General features: G+C 61.0%; 17 protein-coding genes. 8 read left to right on the top strand and 9 right to left on the bottom strand.

The annotated features are described in order from the left end of the window. Positions 1–66: 66 nt before the first annotated feature. The 5 genes from Q7C33_RS12300 to Q7C33_RS12320 form a co-directional block, all read right to left on the bottom strand. The gene (locus tag Q7C33_RS12300; protein ID WP_198797711.1) at positions 67–624 is read right to left on the bottom strand and encodes a GNAT family N-acetyltransferase; all 558 of its coding nucleotides are present in this window, start codon (positions 622–624) and stop codon (positions 67–69) included. After that, positions 621–1,601, bottom strand: a complete 981-nt coding sequence (locus tag Q7C33_RS12305) for a hypothetical protein (RefSeq protein WP_198797710.1) — start codon at positions 1,599–1,601, stop codon at positions 621–623. Before Q7C33_RS12305 ends, Q7C33_RS12300 begins: the two co-directional genes overlap by 4 nt. After that, complete coding sequence (locus Q7C33_RS12310) at positions 1,594–2,352, bottom strand: WbqC family protein (protein ID WP_198797709.1); 759 nt, start codon at positions 2,350–2,352, stop codon at positions 1,594–1,596. Before Q7C33_RS12310 ends, Q7C33_RS12305 begins: the two co-directional genes overlap by 8 nt. After that, positions 2,349–3,467 carry a DegT/DnrJ/EryC1/StrS family aminotransferase gene (locus tag Q7C33_RS12315; RefSeq protein WP_198797708.1) on the bottom strand — a complete coding sequence of 373 codons (1,119 nt, stop codon included), beginning with the start codon at positions 3,465–3,467 and terminating at the stop codon, positions 2,349–2,351. The genes Q7C33_RS12310 and Q7C33_RS12315 overlap by 4 nt, the downstream gene beginning before the upstream one ends. A gap of 177 nt (positions 3,468–3,644) precedes the next feature. Continuing rightward, positions 3,645–5,204, bottom strand: coding sequence for a sigma-54-dependent transcriptional regulator (locus tag Q7C33_RS12320; RefSeq protein ID WP_407683455.1), 1,560 nt, complete (start codon positions 5,202–5,204; stop codon positions 3,645–3,647). A 329-nt stretch (positions 5,205–5,533) separates the two neighbouring features. Here Q7C33_RS12320 and phhA point away from each other — a divergent pair, with 329 nt between their 5' ends. The 3 genes from phhA (at position 5,534) to Q7C33_RS12335 (ending at position 7,968) form a co-directional block, all read left to right on the top strand. Next, positions 5,534–6,319, top strand: a complete 786-nt coding sequence (phhA, locus tag Q7C33_RS12325) for a phenylalanine 4-monooxygenase (RefSeq protein WP_030141117.1) — start codon at positions 5,534–5,536, stop codon at positions 6,317–6,319. Positions 6,320–6,418: 99 nt separating this feature from the next. Continuing rightward, the gene (locus tag Q7C33_RS12330; RefSeq protein ID WP_407683456.1) at positions 6,419–6,775 is read left to right on the top strand and encodes a 4a-hydroxytetrahydrobiopterin dehydratase; all 357 of its coding nucleotides are present in this window, start codon (positions 6,419–6,421) and stop codon (positions 6,773–6,775) included. Then, positions 6,775–7,968, top strand: coding sequence for an amino acid aminotransferase (locus Q7C33_RS12335; protein ID WP_407683457.1), 1,194 nt, complete (start codon positions 6,775–6,777; stop codon positions 7,966–7,968). Before Q7C33_RS12330 ends, Q7C33_RS12335 begins: the two co-directional genes overlap by 1 nt. A 195-nt stretch (positions 7,969–8,163) precedes the next feature. Here Q7C33_RS12335 and Q7C33_RS12340 read toward each other — a convergent pair whose 3' ends face one another. Continuing rightward, positions 8,164–8,727, bottom strand: a complete 564-nt coding sequence (locus Q7C33_RS12340; protein WP_258648081.1) for an NAD(P)H nitroreductase — start codon at positions 8,725–8,727, stop codon at positions 8,164–8,166. A gap of 155 nt (positions 8,728–8,882) precedes the next feature. On the opposite strand from Q7C33_RS12340, the gene Q7C33_RS12345 reads away from it, so the two are divergent. Continuing rightward, positions 8,883–10,337, top strand: coding sequence for a TrkH family potassium uptake protein (locus Q7C33_RS12345; protein ID WP_030141121.1), 1,455 nt, complete (start codon positions 8,883–8,885; stop codon positions 10,335–10,337). Here the strand turns inward: Q7C33_RS12345 and Q7C33_RS12350 are convergent. Then, positions 10,294–11,349 carry an AraC family transcriptional regulator gene (locus Q7C33_RS12350; RefSeq protein ID WP_198797703.1) on the bottom strand — a complete coding sequence of 352 codons (1,056 nt, stop codon included), beginning with the start codon at positions 11,347–11,349 and terminating at the stop codon, positions 10,294–10,296. The two genes, Q7C33_RS12345 and Q7C33_RS12350, sit on opposite strands and share 44 nt — an antisense overlap. 157 nt (positions 11,350–11,506) lie before the next feature. Between Q7C33_RS12350 and Q7C33_RS12355 the strand changes: the two genes are divergently transcribed. Further along, positions 11,507–11,818 carry a DUF962 domain-containing protein gene (locus Q7C33_RS12355; protein ID WP_030141123.1) on the top strand — a complete coding sequence of 104 codons (312 nt, stop codon included), beginning with the start codon at positions 11,507–11,509 and terminating at the stop codon, positions 11,816–11,818. An 11-nt stretch (positions 11,819–11,829) separates the two neighbouring features. Continuing rightward, a complete protein-coding gene (locus tag Q7C33_RS12360; protein WP_030141124.1) occupies positions 11,830–12,414 on the top strand; it encodes an HD domain-containing protein in 585 nt (194 codons plus the stop codon). Positions 12,415–12,543: 129 nt separating this feature from the next. Here Q7C33_RS12360 and Q7C33_RS12365 read toward each other — a convergent pair whose 3' ends face one another. Continuing rightward, positions 12,544–13,362 (bottom strand): UDP-2,3-diacylglucosamine diphosphatase, encoded by an 819-nt coding sequence (locus Q7C33_RS12365; RefSeq protein ID WP_030141125.1) that lies wholly within the window; start codon positions 13,360–13,362, stop codon positions 12,544–12,546. 135 nt (positions 13,363–13,497) lie between these two features. Here Q7C33_RS12365 and Q7C33_RS12370 point away from each other — a divergent pair, with 135 nt between their 5' ends. Then, positions 13,498–14,247 carry a helix-turn-helix transcriptional regulator gene (locus Q7C33_RS12370; RefSeq protein ID WP_198797702.1) on the top strand — a complete coding sequence of 250 codons (750 nt, stop codon included), beginning with the start codon at positions 13,498–13,500 and terminating at the stop codon, positions 14,245–14,247. Positions 14,248–14,339: 92 nt separating this feature from the next. After that, positions 14,340–15,230 carry a DMT family transporter gene (locus Q7C33_RS12375; RefSeq protein ID WP_030141127.1) on the top strand — a complete coding sequence of 297 codons (891 nt, stop codon included), beginning with the start codon at positions 14,340–14,342 and terminating at the stop codon, positions 15,228–15,230. 6 nt (positions 15,231–15,236) lie between these two features. Here the strand turns inward: Q7C33_RS12375 and Q7C33_RS12380 are convergent, their stop codons facing one another. Next, positions 15,237–15,524 carry a SelT/SelW/SelH family protein gene (locus Q7C33_RS12380; protein WP_030141128.1) on the bottom strand — a complete coding sequence of 96 codons (288 nt, stop codon included), beginning with the start codon at positions 15,522–15,524 and terminating at the stop codon, positions 15,237–15,239. Positions 15,525–15,559: the final 35 nt, after the last annotated feature.

Consider the following 15,559-nt stretch of genomic DNA (forward strand, 5'->3'; position numbering starts at 1 on the left):
GCGAACCCGGCAGGAATGGGGTCGCGACGACGTAGCCGTTCGCTTGCAGCACTTGCAACTCTTGGCTCATTGGCTATCGCCCCGCGCGGCTTGCCAGGCACGGTACTCTTCAGCGCTCACGCCCAGCATGATGCGGTCCCAACGCTGGCCCTTGCGGTAGTACCACTGGCGCTGCACGCCCTCGATGACCCAAGGGGTCTTGCGGGTGTAGGTCGCCAGGGACGCGGCGTTGTACTCGATGATAGTGGTCGAAAGCCGGCTCAAGCCCAGTTCGTCGAAGGCATAGCGCATCACCGTGGCGATCACGTCGGTGCCATGGCCTTGGCCACGCAGGGAGGAATCACCGATCATCATGCCGTGCTCGGCAGTGCGGTTTTTCCAGTCAATGCCAACCAGGTTTGCCGTACCGATCAGGCCGTGGCCCGGAACCTCGATACCGAAGCGCTGGTTGAGCGAGTCGCTCTTGAGACCCAGCAGCCAGTCCCGTTGCGCTTCCCGCGAGGTGGGGAAATGCCAGCCGCCCAGCAGGCTCCAGAGGGCCTCATCGTTGGACCACTTGTGCAGCAGCGGCAAGTCCTCGAGCTCCAGCGCTCTGAGCAGGATGCGTTGACCTAGAATGCTCATGATTTCCCCGTGTTCTGAAGGATGGCGTCGGCAAGACGATTCATGTCATCGACGTTGTATCGCTGGTCGATCGGCAGCGGCAGCAGGCACTGCGCCCAATCTCTTTCAATGGGCGGCGCCGTTGGACTGCTCAATACTTCACGCCAGTAGCAAGGTACGTAGATGTGCTGGTCCAGCAGGTGAGCGCGCAACCGGGTTGCCATCTCGGCAGACTCGACCAGCAGCGGGTAACACAATGCCGCAACGGGTTGCACGGGCCAGATGGCGAAGCGATTGAGGTGGTCCAGGCGTCCGCGCAAATGCGCCAGGTTGTCTATCCGGCGTCTGGCGATTTCGTGGTAATCGATGCTGTCGAGCAAGCGTGCGGTACTGGCGGACATGGCCCTGATGCCATCGATTTCCAATGCCTGCTCCAACACCTGGAATGCTGCATAGTGGTGTTGCGGAGCGTCTTCAAGACGCCCCAGCAGCGCGGCAAAACGCTCCTGAGAGCAGCTTCTCTGCGCTTGCGGCAGATCAGCAGGCGCATTAGCCAGCCAACCGCCATCAGCTACACCAACGAACTTGCGGGGCGAGTAAAGGGTTGCAATCCCGGGCTGCGGCCGGGAAAAAAGCGCCTGGGAATTATCGACGATCAATTGCCTGCCGTAGCGAACGGCAAGTACTTGGCCGATGTAGTCAGCCTTGAGTCCGAAGTAATCGACGAACAACAGGGCTTCATCGGCTTGCAGGACTGGGAAGTCCGGCAACTCGAGACGTTCGCTCAACGCATAGCGCAACACCTCGATGCCGGATCCGCGAAGCACGTCCTGCATGACATCGCAGATATAGACAGGCAAATGAACCCGGCGCAGGTTACGCGCCATGACCAGCGTCTTGAAGGCCGAGCGGGCCGAGTTAAAGGCAGCGGCCTCAGGGTAAGGATTATGTCCTTTGCGCAGCTCCAACTCGAAATAACCACCGATAGCTTCAGGCACGGACAATTTCTCCACCTTTTGCCCAGGCTCCCACGGTCTGTGCGTCGTTGTACATCAAGGCATCGAGGATCGACAGGCCGGGCACAAAGGGTTGTTCATCCCCACCCTGCCGATAGACGGGCAAGGTCGCCTTGAGCAATTCAAGGGCGATACCGACCTGGTGGAATGCCTCGGCCTGGTAGAGATGACCACCATTGACGGGATTGAGGTAATGAGTGCCAGCGCAGGCCTGGACTATTTCGAGTACTCGGTCCTGTGCTTTGGTATCCGTGCCTATTGGCAGATCGCTGGAGCGGATGATCGGCGTATGCAACCCAATCAGGGCACAGCAGGCCCGCAGTATCCGCTCGTTGAGCTCGGCAATGTTCGAAGCAGGCTCGACCAGCAGCGACTCCAGCCAGGCCAGCATGTTTGGCGCGTGGGGTGCACGGCGATAGGCGAAGCTCAATTTGTTGAGGATATCGCCTGGGTCAAACGTTTCGGCAATCCGTTTCTCCATGATCTGCTGGGTGTGACTACCGTTGCTTAGCGGTACCCGGAACCACTTCGGTTCCTGCCCCAGCAAATAACGGTTGCGTTCGATCCATCCATTCTTGATGAACTGCACATTGTCGTAGAGGACAAAACAGTCGACCGCAGCGATCAGTTGGAAATAGCCCAGGTAAGGCAGGAAATAAGGTTGCATTAGCGCAATCCGGTGCTGCTGGTCAGCTTCCGGCATGCACATCTGCGAGGTAAGGGCCTGGCTCATGCCTCTCGGGCCTTGAGCAGTACCTCAATGATTTTCGACTGGGTCTGAGTATCTAGATCCGGATAAATCGGCAGGCACAGCACCTGACGGGACAGGGTGTAGGCATTGCCCAGTTGAGAGAGGTCTGAACTGGGAAGGCCGCGGTACATCGGAAACTCGCATATCAGCGGATAGAAGTACCGGCGCACAAGGATGTTTTCTGCACGGTAGCGGTCATATACCTCGTCCCGGCTCACCCCGAAACGCTCGCCATCGACCAGGATCGGACAATAGGCATAGTTCCAGTCCAGTCCCTGCGGTTGTTCCAGCAGGCTGATACCGGGGATGCCTTCCAGGGCGCTCCGATAATATTCAAACACCTTTTTCCGACGGCTGAGCGCTTCATCGATGTAGCGCAACTGCAGCACGCCGAATGCTGCCTGCAACTCGTTCATCTTCCCGTTGATACCGGGAGCCATGACCGTGACTTCATCGGCAAAACCGAAATTCTTCAGGTAATCAATACGCTGCTTGACCTTTTCGTCTCGGCAGATAATGGCGCCACCTTCAAAAGTATTGAATACCTTGGTGGCGTGAAAACTGAGGATCGACAGGTCGCCGTGATTCAGAACGCTTGCACCGTCCTGTCGGACCCCAAAAGCATGTGCCGCGTCATAGATAACCTTGAGTCCATAGGTATCGGCGACGGCCTGGATGCCCTCGACATCACAGGGAATGCCATAGCAATGGACCGGCAGAATCGCCGAAGTCGCCGGGGTGATCGCCTCAGCGATACGTCGTGGGTCAAGATTCTTTGTCACCGGATCGACGTCCACGAACACTGGCTTGAGGTTATTCCATAGCAGCGAGTGGGAAGTGGCCACGAACGAATAAGGCGTCGTGATGACTTCGCCGGTAATGCGCAAGGCCTGCAGCGCGGTCACCAAGGCCAGGGTACCGTTGGAAAACAGCGATAAATGCTGGACACCGAGGTGCTCGGCCAACTCCTGTTCCAACTGTTCGTGGAAGGGGCCGCCATTGGTCAGGCGCTTACTTTCCCAGATTCGCTGCAGGTAGGGCGTGAACTCTTCCAGAGGAGGTAGCAGCGGGCTGGTAACGGTAATGGAATCGGCCATGGGAACACTACTCGGTGACTGAAAAATGGCACACGGCTCGGGAGCTCCTCTGACGCGGCGTTGCATCGCGGTCTATGTCGGCGGGCTGCAACGCCATGAAACCGACAACTGACTCTGGATGTGCGGGTACCCCAGCAAAAAATCGGCCAACTCCCCGCCACTCCGATGATCAGGTACCTAGGGTGATTCTTTTCCCACCTCATACTCCCGCAACTTATTAGCAATGGTCGTATGGGAAACCCCCAACCGCTTGCCCAGTTGCCGGCTGCTCGGGTGTTCGGAATACAAGCGTTCCAGCACCGCTTTCTCGAAACGCCCAACGATCTCGTCCAAGCCACCCTCAAGGGAAAAATCGCCAAGGGGTTGGCGTACGCCGTAGTCTGGCAGACGAATATGCTCGGCCTTCACCGTGCCGCCATCGCACAGGGAAACCGCCTGGAACAGCACGTTTTCCAATTGCCGGACATTACCCGGCCAGTGGTAATGGCTGAGGCGGTCCATGGCCGCCGGAGCAAGCTTTGGCAAGGGACAACCGATCTGGCGACTGGCCTGGTCGAGAAAATGCTCGACCAACGGGGCCAGCCCGTCGAGGCATTCGCGCAGCGATGGAATGTGCAGGGAAAGCACATTCAAGCGGTGGTACAAATCCTGGCGAAATTCGCCTCGGGCGCAGAGTTCGGACAAATCGACCTGGGTCGCGCAGATTACCCTGACATCCAGGTACACCTCTTCATCGCTGCCTACGCGGCGGAAGCATCCGTCCTGCAGGAAGCGCAGCAATTTCACCTGCAAACGCGGGCTCATTTCCCCGACACCGTCGAGAAACAACGTCCCGCCCGCCGTCAGCTCCAGCAGCCCGAGCTTGCCTTCTGCCCGCGCCCCTTCGAACGCGCCGGGACCGTAGCCGAACAGCTCGGTCTCAGCCATGGACTCCGGCAGGCCGGCACAATTGAGGGCCATCAACGGTGACTGCCCGCGCGGGCTCGCCAGGTGACACGCGCGGGCCAGCAGTTCCTTGCCCGTGCCGGTTTCGCCTTCGATCAACAGTGGCGCGTCCAGCGGCGCCATGCGCCGGGCCTCCCGGACCACCGCTGCCATAACCTTCGAGCTCTGGAAAATACTGTCGAAGCCGCGCAGTTCCTGCTTGCGCACGTTATAGATGCGTTCGCCGACCCGATCAGCGCGGTGCAGGGTCAACACCGCGCCGGCCATGGCCTCGCTGTCGTCGTGCTCCGATTGCAGCGGTGCGATGTCGGCCAGGAACACGTCGCCCTTGACCTTGACCCGCAACCCATTGATCCGCGACTGGTTGGCGCGCACCAGCTCCGGCAGGTCGAAATCCTCGGCGTAGCGGGACAACGGGATTCCCGGCACTTCGTCCACACGCACGCCGAGCAACTGCGCCGCCGCCCGGTTGGCCGCGACGATGGAGCCACCCATGTCGATCGACAACACCGGGAACTCCAGGGCGCCGAGCAAGGCGTTGAGCTCCATGTGCCGACGCTCGCTGGGCATCAGGCCTACGCGCTTGACGCCGAATACCCCGGCAATGCCTTCGAATTTCGGACGCAACGCCTGGAACTGGATGTTGATCAGGTTCGGGCAATGCAGGTAGATCGCGTTGCCATGCTCGCCCCCCACTTCACCTCGGGCGACGTTGATGCCGTACTCCACCAGCAGGTTGAGGATGTCCCGCAGGATGCCGATGCGGTTCTGGCAATGGACTTTGATGCGCATGAAAAGGCCCGATGTGTTTGCAAGCATGAAATGGGGGGGCTACTTCGTAGCCCAGCGGGAGCAAGCTCCCTCGCCACGGTTTTCTGCGCTGCGGCGCAAATAGCCGTCAAGATTATGTGACAGTTGTAGGAAATTTCCCAAACGAAAATGCCCGAAACATCGAGACGCGCCCATTTATGTAACGAAAGTTTTACGATTTTGATGGCGACGGGCCGTTAAACCCCGGAATAGCCTGCTGCGCAGATATCTACTTCAAGTTATCTCTACTGCATCGCTGGACATAACAACAAACAAGTCTTCCCCCTGAGGGATATCAGCAGGAGAGCAGCATGAAGCAGACGCAGTACGTGGCCCGCGAGCCCGATGCGCAAGGTTTAATCCACTACACCGCTGAAGAACATGCGGTGTGGAACACGCTGATCACCCGCCAGCTCAAAGTCCTCGAGGGCCGTGCATGCCAGGAATACCTGGACGGCATCGACAAGCTGGGCCTGCCCCACGACCGCATTCCGCAGTTGGGGGAAATCAACGAAGTCCTCGGCGAAACCACCGGCTGGCAGGTTGCCCGGGTGCCGGCGCTGATCCCCTTCCAGACGTTTTTCGAATTGCTTGCCAGCAAGCAGTTTCCGGTCGCGACGTTTATTCGCACCCGTGAAGAACTGGATTACCTGCAAGAGCCGGACATCTTCCACGAGATCTTTGGCCATTGCCCGCTGTTGACCAACCCCTGGTTCGCTGAATTTACCCACACCTACGGCAAACTCGGCCTACAGGCATCCAAGGAAGAACGCGTCTATCTCGCTCGCCTGTATTGGATGACCATCGAGTTCGGCCTGGTCGAGACCCCGCAGGGTCGGCGTATCTACGGCGGCGGCATCCTGTCCTCGCCCAAGGAAACCGTGTACTGCCTGTCGGACGAGCCGGAGCACCAGGCCTTCGATCCGCTGGAAGCCATGCGCACGCCTTACCGCATCGACATCCTGCAACCCGTGTACTTCGTGCTGCCCGAGCTCAAGCGTCTGTTCGACCTGGCCCACGAAGACATCATGGGGATGGTCAAGCGCGGCCGGGAACTGGGCCTGCACGCGCCGAAATTTCCACCGAAAGCGGCTTGAACCGCCATTTTTGATCTCAATTGAGTCTGTTGCACGACACGGCTTTGCTTTAGCGTGGGTGCATCGACGTTTTTCAAATATTCGATCCGGGAACACACCATGAACACTCTGAACCAAGCCCATTGCGAAGCCTGCCGCGCCGACGCACCGCAAGTCAGCGACGAAGAACTGCCGGTACTGATCAAGCAGATTCCGGACTGGAACATCGAAGTGCGCGACGGCGTGATGCAATTGGAGAAAGTTTTCCTGTTCAAGAATTTCAAGCTCGCCCTGGCGTTCACCAATGCGGTCGGTGAGATCTCCGAGGCCGAGGGGCATCACCCAGGCCTGCTTACCGAGTGGGGCAAAGTCACCGTCACCTGGTGGAGCCACTCCATCAAGGGCCTGCACCGCAACGACTTCATCATGGCCGCTCGCACCGACGAAGTGGCCAAGACCGCCGAGGGCCGCAAGTAATGCATTTCGATGCCATCGGCCGGGTGCCCGGCGACCCGATCCTCGGCCTGATGGAGGCCTACGGGGCGGACAGCAATCCCGGCAAGTTCGACCTGGGCGTAGGCGTCTACAAGGATGCCCAGGGCCTGACGCCAATTCTGCAGTCGGTGAAACAGGCCGAGCAGCGACTGGTGGATCGCCAGGTCACCAAGACTTACATCGGTGGTCATGGCGACGCCGCGTTCGGCCAGTTGATCAACGCACTGGTCCTGGGGGCAGACTCACCGCTGATCGCCGAGCAGCGCGCCGGCGCCACCCAGACCCCGGGCGGCACCGGCGCCCTGCGCTTGAGCGCCGACTTCATTGCCCATTGCCTGCCGGGCCGTGGCGTCTGGTTGAGCAACCCGACCTGGCCGATCCACGAAACCATCTTCGCCACTGCGGGGGTCAAGGCCAGTCATTACCCTTACGTGGGCGCTGACAATCGCCTGGATTTCGAGGCCATGCTGGCGACCCTGGGCCAGGTGCCGAAGGGTGACGTGGTGCTGCTGCACGCCTGCTGCCACAACCCGACCGGCTTCGACCTGTCCCACGACCAATGGCGCCAAGTGCTGGACGTGGTGCGCAACCGCGACCTGCTGCCATTGATCGACTTCGCCTACCAAGGCTTTGGCGATGGGCTGGAGCAGGACGCCTGGGCCGTGCGGTTGTTTGCCGAAGCGTTGCCCGAAGTGTTGGTGACCAGTTCCTGCTCGAAGAACTTCGGCCTTTACCGCGACCGCACCGGTGCGCTGATTGTCTGCGCCCGCGACGCCGAAAAGCTGGTGGACATTCGCAGTCAACTGGCGAATATCGCCCGCAACCTATGGTCGACGCCGCCGGATCATGGCGCGGCGGTGGTGGCGACAATCCTCGGCAATCCGGAACTCAAGGGTTTATGGGCCGACGAAGTGGAAGCCATGCGCCTGCGCATCGCGCAACTGCGCAGCGGGCTGCTGGACGCGCTAGACCCCCATGGCTTGCGTGAGCGCTTTGGCCATATCGGCGTGCAACGCGGGATGTTTTCCTACACCGGCCTGACACCGGGACAGGTCAAGCAGCTGCGCGAGCGCCACAGCGTCTATATGGTCGGCACCGGCCGGGCCAACGTCGCCGGCATCGATGCGACGCGCCTGGACGCGCTGGCGGTGGCGATTGCGGATGTTTGCAAGTAAGCAATAGTGGCTACATACCTTTTGTGGCGAGGGGATTTATCCCCGCTGGGCTGCGCAGCAGCCCTTGAGGCCGACGCCTCGGAGTGTCAGATCGCATCCATTCAAAAGCGTTGGGGCTGCTACGCAGCCCAGCGGGGATAAATCCCCTCGCCACAGAAATTCTCTTCACTACAGAAACCGCGCCACTCATTAGATTTACAGGCCTGTCCACTCCCGGACAAACTGCCCGATATCTTCTTGCGGCGCCGTGCGCGCTTCTTTCTGCGGGGTGCCTAGGTAGAGGAAACCAATCACTTCTTCGCCTTCTTCAAGCCCCAGTCCCCTGGCCACATGCGGCGAGTAAGCCAGTTCGCCCGTGCGCCAGACTCCGCCGACTCCCTGGGCATAAGCCGCCAGGAGGATGCCATGGGCCGCGCAGCCGGCCGCCAGCAGCTGCTCGGATTTCGGAATCTTGAAATGGTCCTGCAGGCGGGCGATCACTACCACGACCAGAGGCGCGCGCAGTGGGCCGTTAAGCGCCTTTTCCACCACGGCTTCGGCCACCAGCGGATCATTGAAGCGTGCAGCTTCGGCCAGCAGTTCCCCCATGCGATGGCGCGCCTGCCCTTCGACCGTCAGGAAACGCCATGGCCGCAACTGACCATGGTCGGGCGCGCGCATCGCGGCGGCGAACATCACTTCGCGCTGCTCCGGCGTGGGCGCCGGGTCCACCAGGCGCGGGACTGAAACACGGTTGAGCAAAGCGTCGAGAGCCTGCATCGGCCACCTCCTGGAAAAATTGTTCGGCTATTCTAGAGGCTTGTGCGACCAGTTCGTTAGTTCAAATTCAGTTACAAGCGACGTAGGACGCCGGTTTACATGCCACCTGTCGCAGGTAGAATGGCGCCCTTTCCTCTTCAGCCCGAGCGGACTTCATGGCGTTGCCGACCCTACGGATCATTGGTTTCATCATCGGCATCTTCCTGATCACCCTGGCGATCTTCATGGTCGTGCCGATGGCGACGCTGCTGGTCTTTGAACGCACCAGCGACCTGCCATCGTTCCTCTGGTCGAGCATGATCACCTTTGTCGCCGGCCTGGCCCTGATTCTTCCCGGACGCCCGGAACACGTGCACCTGCGTCCCCGGGACATGTACCTGCTGACGGTCAGCAGTTGGCTGGTGGTGTGTGTCTTTGCCGCGCTGCCCTTTTTGCTGACCCAACACATCAGTTACACGGATTCATTCTTCGAAAGCATGTCGGGGATCACCGCCACCGGGGCGACGGTGTTGAGCGGACTGGACACGATGTCGCCAGGCATCCTGATGTGGCGCTCGTTGCTGCACTGGCTCGGCGGTATCGGCTTTATTGGCATGGCCGTGGCGATCCTGCCGCTGTTGCGCATCGGTGGCATGCGGCTGTTCCAGACCGAATCTTCCGACCGCTCGGAAAAGGTCATGCCTCGCTCGCACATGGTGGCGCGGCTGATCGTGGCGTCCTACGTGGGCATCACCATCCTCGGCACGCTGGCGCTGTGGTGGGCCGGGATGAGCCTGTTCGATGCGATCAACCATTCGATGTCGGCGATTTCCACCGGTGGTTTCTCGACCTCGGACCTGTCGCTGGCCAAATGGACCCAGCCAGCGGTGCATTGGGTCGCGATCGTCATCATGATCCTCGGCAGCCTGCCGTTCGCCTTGTACGTTTCGATGCTGCGAGGCAATCGCCGGGCGCTGATCAAGGACCAGCAAGTCCAAGGCCTGATCGGCGTGCTGCTGGTCACTTGGCTGGTGCTTGGCACCTGGTATTGGGCGACCACCGACCTGCATTGGCTCGACGCGCTGCGACACGTGGCGCTGAACGTGACCTCCATCGTCACCACCACCGGTTTCGCCCTGGGGGACTACAGCCTGTGGGGCAATTTCTCGCTGATGCTGTTCTTCTACCTGGGATTCGTCGGCGGCTGCTCGGGCTCGACCGCCGGCGGGATCAAGATTTTCCGTTTCCAGGTTGCCTATATCCTGCTCCGGGCCAACCTTAATCAACTGATTCACCCGCGTGCGGTGATCAAGCAGAAGTACAACGGCCATCGCCTCGACGAAGAAATCGTGCGCTCGATCCTGACCTTCTCGTTCTTCTTCGCCATCACCATTTGCGTGATCGCCCTGCTGCTGTCCCTGTTGGGCGTGGAATGGATGACGGCGTTGACCGGCGCGGCGAGCACGGTGTCCGGCGTCGGCCCGGGGCTCGGCGAGACCATCGGCCCGGCCGGCAACTTTGCCCCGTTGCCGGACGCGGCCAAATGGATTCTCTCGGCTGGCATGCTGCTGGGCCGATTGGAGATCATTACGGTGTTCGTGCTGTGTATTCCGGCGTTCTGGCGTCACTGACCGGCTTGGCCACGCCCCGCGCCCGATAGTCGCCAGGCGTGGTACCGAACCAACGACGGAAGGCCCGGAAAAAGTTGCTCGGGTCGGCAAACCCCAACAGATAAGCAATTTCCAGCAGGGTCATGCTCGGCTGCGCCAGGTATTGCTCGGCCAGCTCACGTCGGGTGTCGTCCAGCAGACTCTGGAAACTGGTGCCCTCTTCCTGCAAGCGCCGCTGCAAGGTGCGTTGCGACAGGTGCAGCGTCTGCGCCACCACGTCACGCTTGGGCTCGCCCTGGGGAAGCAGCCGACACAGCACTTGGCGCGCCTGGTGAGTCACGCGACTGCCGGAGAACCGCGCCAGGTACTCCCCCGCAAACCGGTCATGGAGCAGCGCCATGGCCTCGTTGGCGGTGGGCAACGGCGCCTCCATGTCGCCTTGCTGGAAAATCAGCGCGTCGCAGGAAGCATCGAACACCAACGGCGCACCGAAGGCTCGTTGATAAGGTGCAATGTCAACGGGTTCGGCGCCCTGGAACAGTACCTTCACCGGATGCAAGGGCCGTCCGGTCAGCCAGTTGCACAGGGCCAGCGCGCAGGCCAGCGACGCTTCGGCGCTTTGCCGGGTCGGTGGCAGGTGATCGCCGTGGACGGTCAGGATCAACCCGTAGCCTTCCTCCAAGTGACGGAAGCTCAAGTCAGCACTTTCGGCAATGATCCGCTGATAACGCACCAGCCGCTGGAACCCTTCGGCCAGCGTGCGGCTGGACATCAACGCGTAACCGACCACATGGAACGATGCCGGGCGCACCACCTTGCCCAGGTTCAGGCCGATGGCCGGGTTGCCCGACAACTCCACCGCCAGTTGCCAGAGCCGCGTCATCGAGTCCTGGGGGAAACGCGCATCAGGATCGTCCAGCGCCGCGAAATCCAGCCCCAGTTGCTTGAACAGCGCCCGACAGTCCAGGCCGTCCATTTCCAACGCCTTGACAATCCCCATCGCCCAGCTTGAAGAAGTGGTTCGTTCGCTCATGACGTTTACTTGCATGACGAGCCGCAGGGTACGGCTGGATTTGCGAAGGATACTAAAGTGGCGCTGATTGTCACTGGCTGTTACGAGTGACCGCTCTAAACTCACATCCGATACCCCTGAAACATCGGTTCACAACAAAACCAAAGAGCCTGCAGTCTTGGAAAACACCAAACACTTCAACACCTTCGCCGAGTTCTACCCGTACTACCTCAGCGAACACAGCAACAGCATCTGCCGACGCTTGCACTTCGTCGGCACTTCGCTGGTCTTGCTGGTTTTCGCCATGGCGCTGGTGGTTGGCGCCTGGTGGCTGTGGGTCGCCCTGCCAGTGGCGGGCTATGGCTTCGCCTGGATCGGGCATTTTTTCTTCGAGAAAAACCGTCCTGCCACTTTCCAACATCCCCTCTACAGCCTGCTCGGTGACTTCGTCATGTACCGCGACATGCTGCTCGGCAAGGTGGCGTTCTAGGAGGATTGCCGGTGGATACTCATGCGCGCTTCACCCACATGCAGGACGGGACCCGGGATGACTGGGCGATCATCGCGGCGGACTTCAGCGCCTATGCGCGGCAGTTGCCGGGGCGGGTCCTGGCCCATCTGAAATTACTCGACGGCGATTTTGGCGGGTTCCCGGTGGATCGCCTGACCCACTCCCTGCAAACCGCCACCCGCGCCTACCGTGACGGGCGGGACGAAGAGTACGTGGTCTGCGCCCTGCTCCACGACATCGGTGACACGCTGGGCAGCTACAACCACCCGGACATCGCCGCGGCGATCCTCAAGCCGTTCGTCAGCGCCGAAAACCTGTGGATGGTGGAGAAACACGGGATTTTCCAGGGCTATTATTTTTTCCATCACCTGGGCATGGATCGGCATCTGCGCGAGCAGTTTCTCGAACATCCGCAATACCAGGCCACCATTGATTTCTGCGCAAAATACGATGCTGCGGCGTTCGATCCCGAGTACGACACGCTGCCGCTGAGTTTCTTCGAGCCGATGCTGGAAAGGGTGTTCGCCGCGCCGAAGCAATCGATCTACAAGGCGGCGATGGCAGAGCAGCCCTGATTTATTGCAGACGCAGCAAATTCCGTGGCGAGGGAGCTTGCTCCCGCTTGAGTGCGAAGCGCTCACAAAAAGGGGCTGCTGCGCACCCCAGCGGGAGCAAGCTCCCTCGCCACGGGCCTTATGTGGTCTTCAGGCAGGCTCAGCCACTTTCAATTCAGCCTTGAGCAGCGCCTCCCGCGCCTGGGCGTCCGCCAGGCGATACAACTCGATCGTCCCGTCCCAATGCTCGATCAGCGCGGTGCAGGATTCGACCCAGTCGCCGCAGTTGAGATACTCCACCTCGCCGACCTGACGGATCTCGGCATGGTGGATGTGCCCGCACACCACGCCATGCAGTTCTCGCTTCACACATTCATGGGCGATGGCTTCTTCAAAGTCGCTGATGAAACTGACGGCGGTCTTGACCTTGTGCTTGAGGTATGCCGACAGCGACCAGTAACCATAGCCATAGCGGGCCCGCCAGTGATTGAGCCAGCGGTTGAGCGTCAGCGTGAATTCGTAGGCCGAATCCCCGAGAAACGCCAGCCAACGGTGATAACGAGTAATCACATCGAACTGATCGCCATGAATCACCAGCAGATGCCGACCGTCGGCGGTCACATGCACCGCCTCGTCCACCAATTGGATATTACCGAGGATCAGTTTCGAATAACGCCGCAGGAATTCGTCATGGTTGCCGGTGACATAGATCACCTCGGTGCCGCGCTTGCTCATGGTCAGCAAGCGACGAATGACGTTGGTGTGGGCCTGGGGCCAATACATGCCGCCACGCAGCTTCCAGCCGTCGATGATATCGCCCACCAGGTAGATTTTGTCGGCGTGGTAGCCCTTGAGGAAGTGCGACAGGTGCTCGGCCTGGCAATCACGGGTGCCCAGGTGCACGTCGGAAATCCACAGGGTGCGAACACGCTGCTTGCGGCTGGGTCTGGCGAGCTCGGCGCTGGTCATTGGGCAACCCTCTGATCGTTTTCACCACAGTGCACCCCAGCGGTTAATGCCCCATGACAACAATAAGTCGATTGCATGACAGCGCGAGGCGCCGCGCCCTCGGTGTAGACTGACCGCCAACGACGGGAGACTGCGATGAGACCGATCCTCACGCTACGCCACTACAGCCACGATCTGATTGACCACAGCCACGACCACGCGCAACTGGTGTTTGGCTTGTCCGGCGCGCTGGACTTCGAAGTCGAAGGGCGTGGCAGCCAGGTGGTGCAGCAGAGTTTCGTGGTCGTGCCGGCGGGCGCCCATCATGCGTGCGGCAGTCCACAGGGCAGCCGCTGCCTGGTGCTGGACGTGCCGGACGATGAGTGGGTCGGGCAATGCCTGGGCGATCATGCCGACGCGAGCCGTCGCTTGCTCGACAGCAATACTCGCCTGCTCCTGGATGCAGGGCAAAGCCAGTTGGTCAGTTGGCTGGCCGGCAGCCCGGTGCACGACCCGGTGATCGCCCAGCAAGGCGCGGTATTGTTGCTCGCCAGCCTCAACGGCGGGCGCCAGGAAACCACCGGCGGCCGACGCCTGCCCTATGCCGCACTCAACGCCCACATCGACCAATATGCCGCCTACCCGCTGCAAGTCGCGGACCTGGCGCAGGTCGCCGGGCTTTCCAGTGCGCGCCTGCATGCCCGTTTCGTCGCCGAATGCGGGCAGACGCCAATGGACTACATCCGCAGCCGCCGCTTGCACAAGGCCGTGGCGTTGCTGCGTGACTCGCACCTGCCGATCGGCGAAATCGCCCAACGGGTTGGCTACAGTTCGCAAAGCGCCTTTGCCGCGGCCGTGTTGCGCGAATTCGGCGTCTCGCCGGGCAAGCTTCGGCGGCCACGCTAGTCTCGCGCTAAAAATCGCTAGGATCGCGACAGACAAAAACGGCTGGCGACGGGCTTAATAGCCAGACGTCCAACCGTTGAACAAGGATTGCAATGACACCCCGTACCGCCCTCGGCGCCCTGCACATCGGCGCACTCATGTTCGGCCTGACCGGCGTCTTCGGCAAACTCGCCGCGGCCTCGCCCGCCGTGATCGTGTTTGGCCGCGCGGTATTCGCCGTGCTAGCCCTGGCGGCGTTTGCCCGATTCGCCAGCCCTACCCGCTGGCAGAAACTCCAGGGCCGGGACATGCGCCGGTTGCTGCTGGGCGGCCTCTTGTTGACCGGGCACTGGGTGAGTTTCTTCATTTCGGTGAAAGTCGCCGGCGTCGCGATCGCCACGTTGGGATTCGCCAGTTTCCCGGCCTTCACCGTGCTGCTCGAAGGGCTGGTTTTCCGCGAACGAATCCGCGCCAACGAAATCCTCCTGGTGGTCCTGGTGAGCATCGGCCTGGTGCTCGTGACGCCGGACTTCGACCTGGCCAGCGGCGCCACCACAGGCCTGCTCTGGGCGGTGGCCTCGGGGCTGTTGTTCTCACTGTTGTCGCTGACCAATCGCGCCGGCTCCGCCCATGTGCCGCCGGTGCAGGCCGCGCTGTGCCAGAACGTCGTGGTCGGCCTCTGCCTGTTGCCGATGGCTGCACCGCAACTGAGCGACGTTCGCCCCCTCGACTGGTTGTGGATCGGCCTGCTGGGCGTGTTCTGCACCGGCCTGGCCCACAGCCTTTTCGTCGCCAGCCTGGCGGTGATCAAGGCCCGCACCGCCGCCGTGGTGTTCGCCATGGAGCCGGTCTACGGCATTACCATCGCCTGGTTGCTGTTCGATGAAAACCCGACGCTGCGCATGTTGCTCGGTGGCGTGCTGATCATCGTTGCGATCGTGGTGTCGAGCCAACTGGACGGCACGAAGAAATCCAGCGCCGGTGCCCAGGCGCCGTCTCACTGATCCCGTTCATTGAATTCTGTCGTTGTGCCCCAGGTCGCGCGCCGGGTCGATCTGGTCGCGGACCCGCTGCTTGAGCACCTTGGCCTCGGGGAACCCACCGTCGGCCTTGCGTTCCCAGATCTGCGTGCCATCGCAGCCAATATGAAAAACCCCACCAGTGCCCGGCACCAGGGACACCTTGCCGAGGTCGTCGCCGAATGTGCTGAGCAGTTCCTGGGCCAGCCAGGCGGCCCGCAGCAGCCATTGGCACTGGGTGCAGTAAGTGATGATGATTTCCGGTTTGTGTGCGCTCATTGCGGCTGAACTCCTGGTTACAAAGGCGTCGTTAT

The sequence above is a fragment of the Pseudomonas sp. BP11-1-1 genome, assembly GCF_052112105.1.
Classification (GTDB): Bacteria; Pseudomonadota; Gammaproteobacteria; order Pseudomonadales; family Pseudomonadaceae; genus Aquipseudomonas; species Aquipseudomonas alvandae.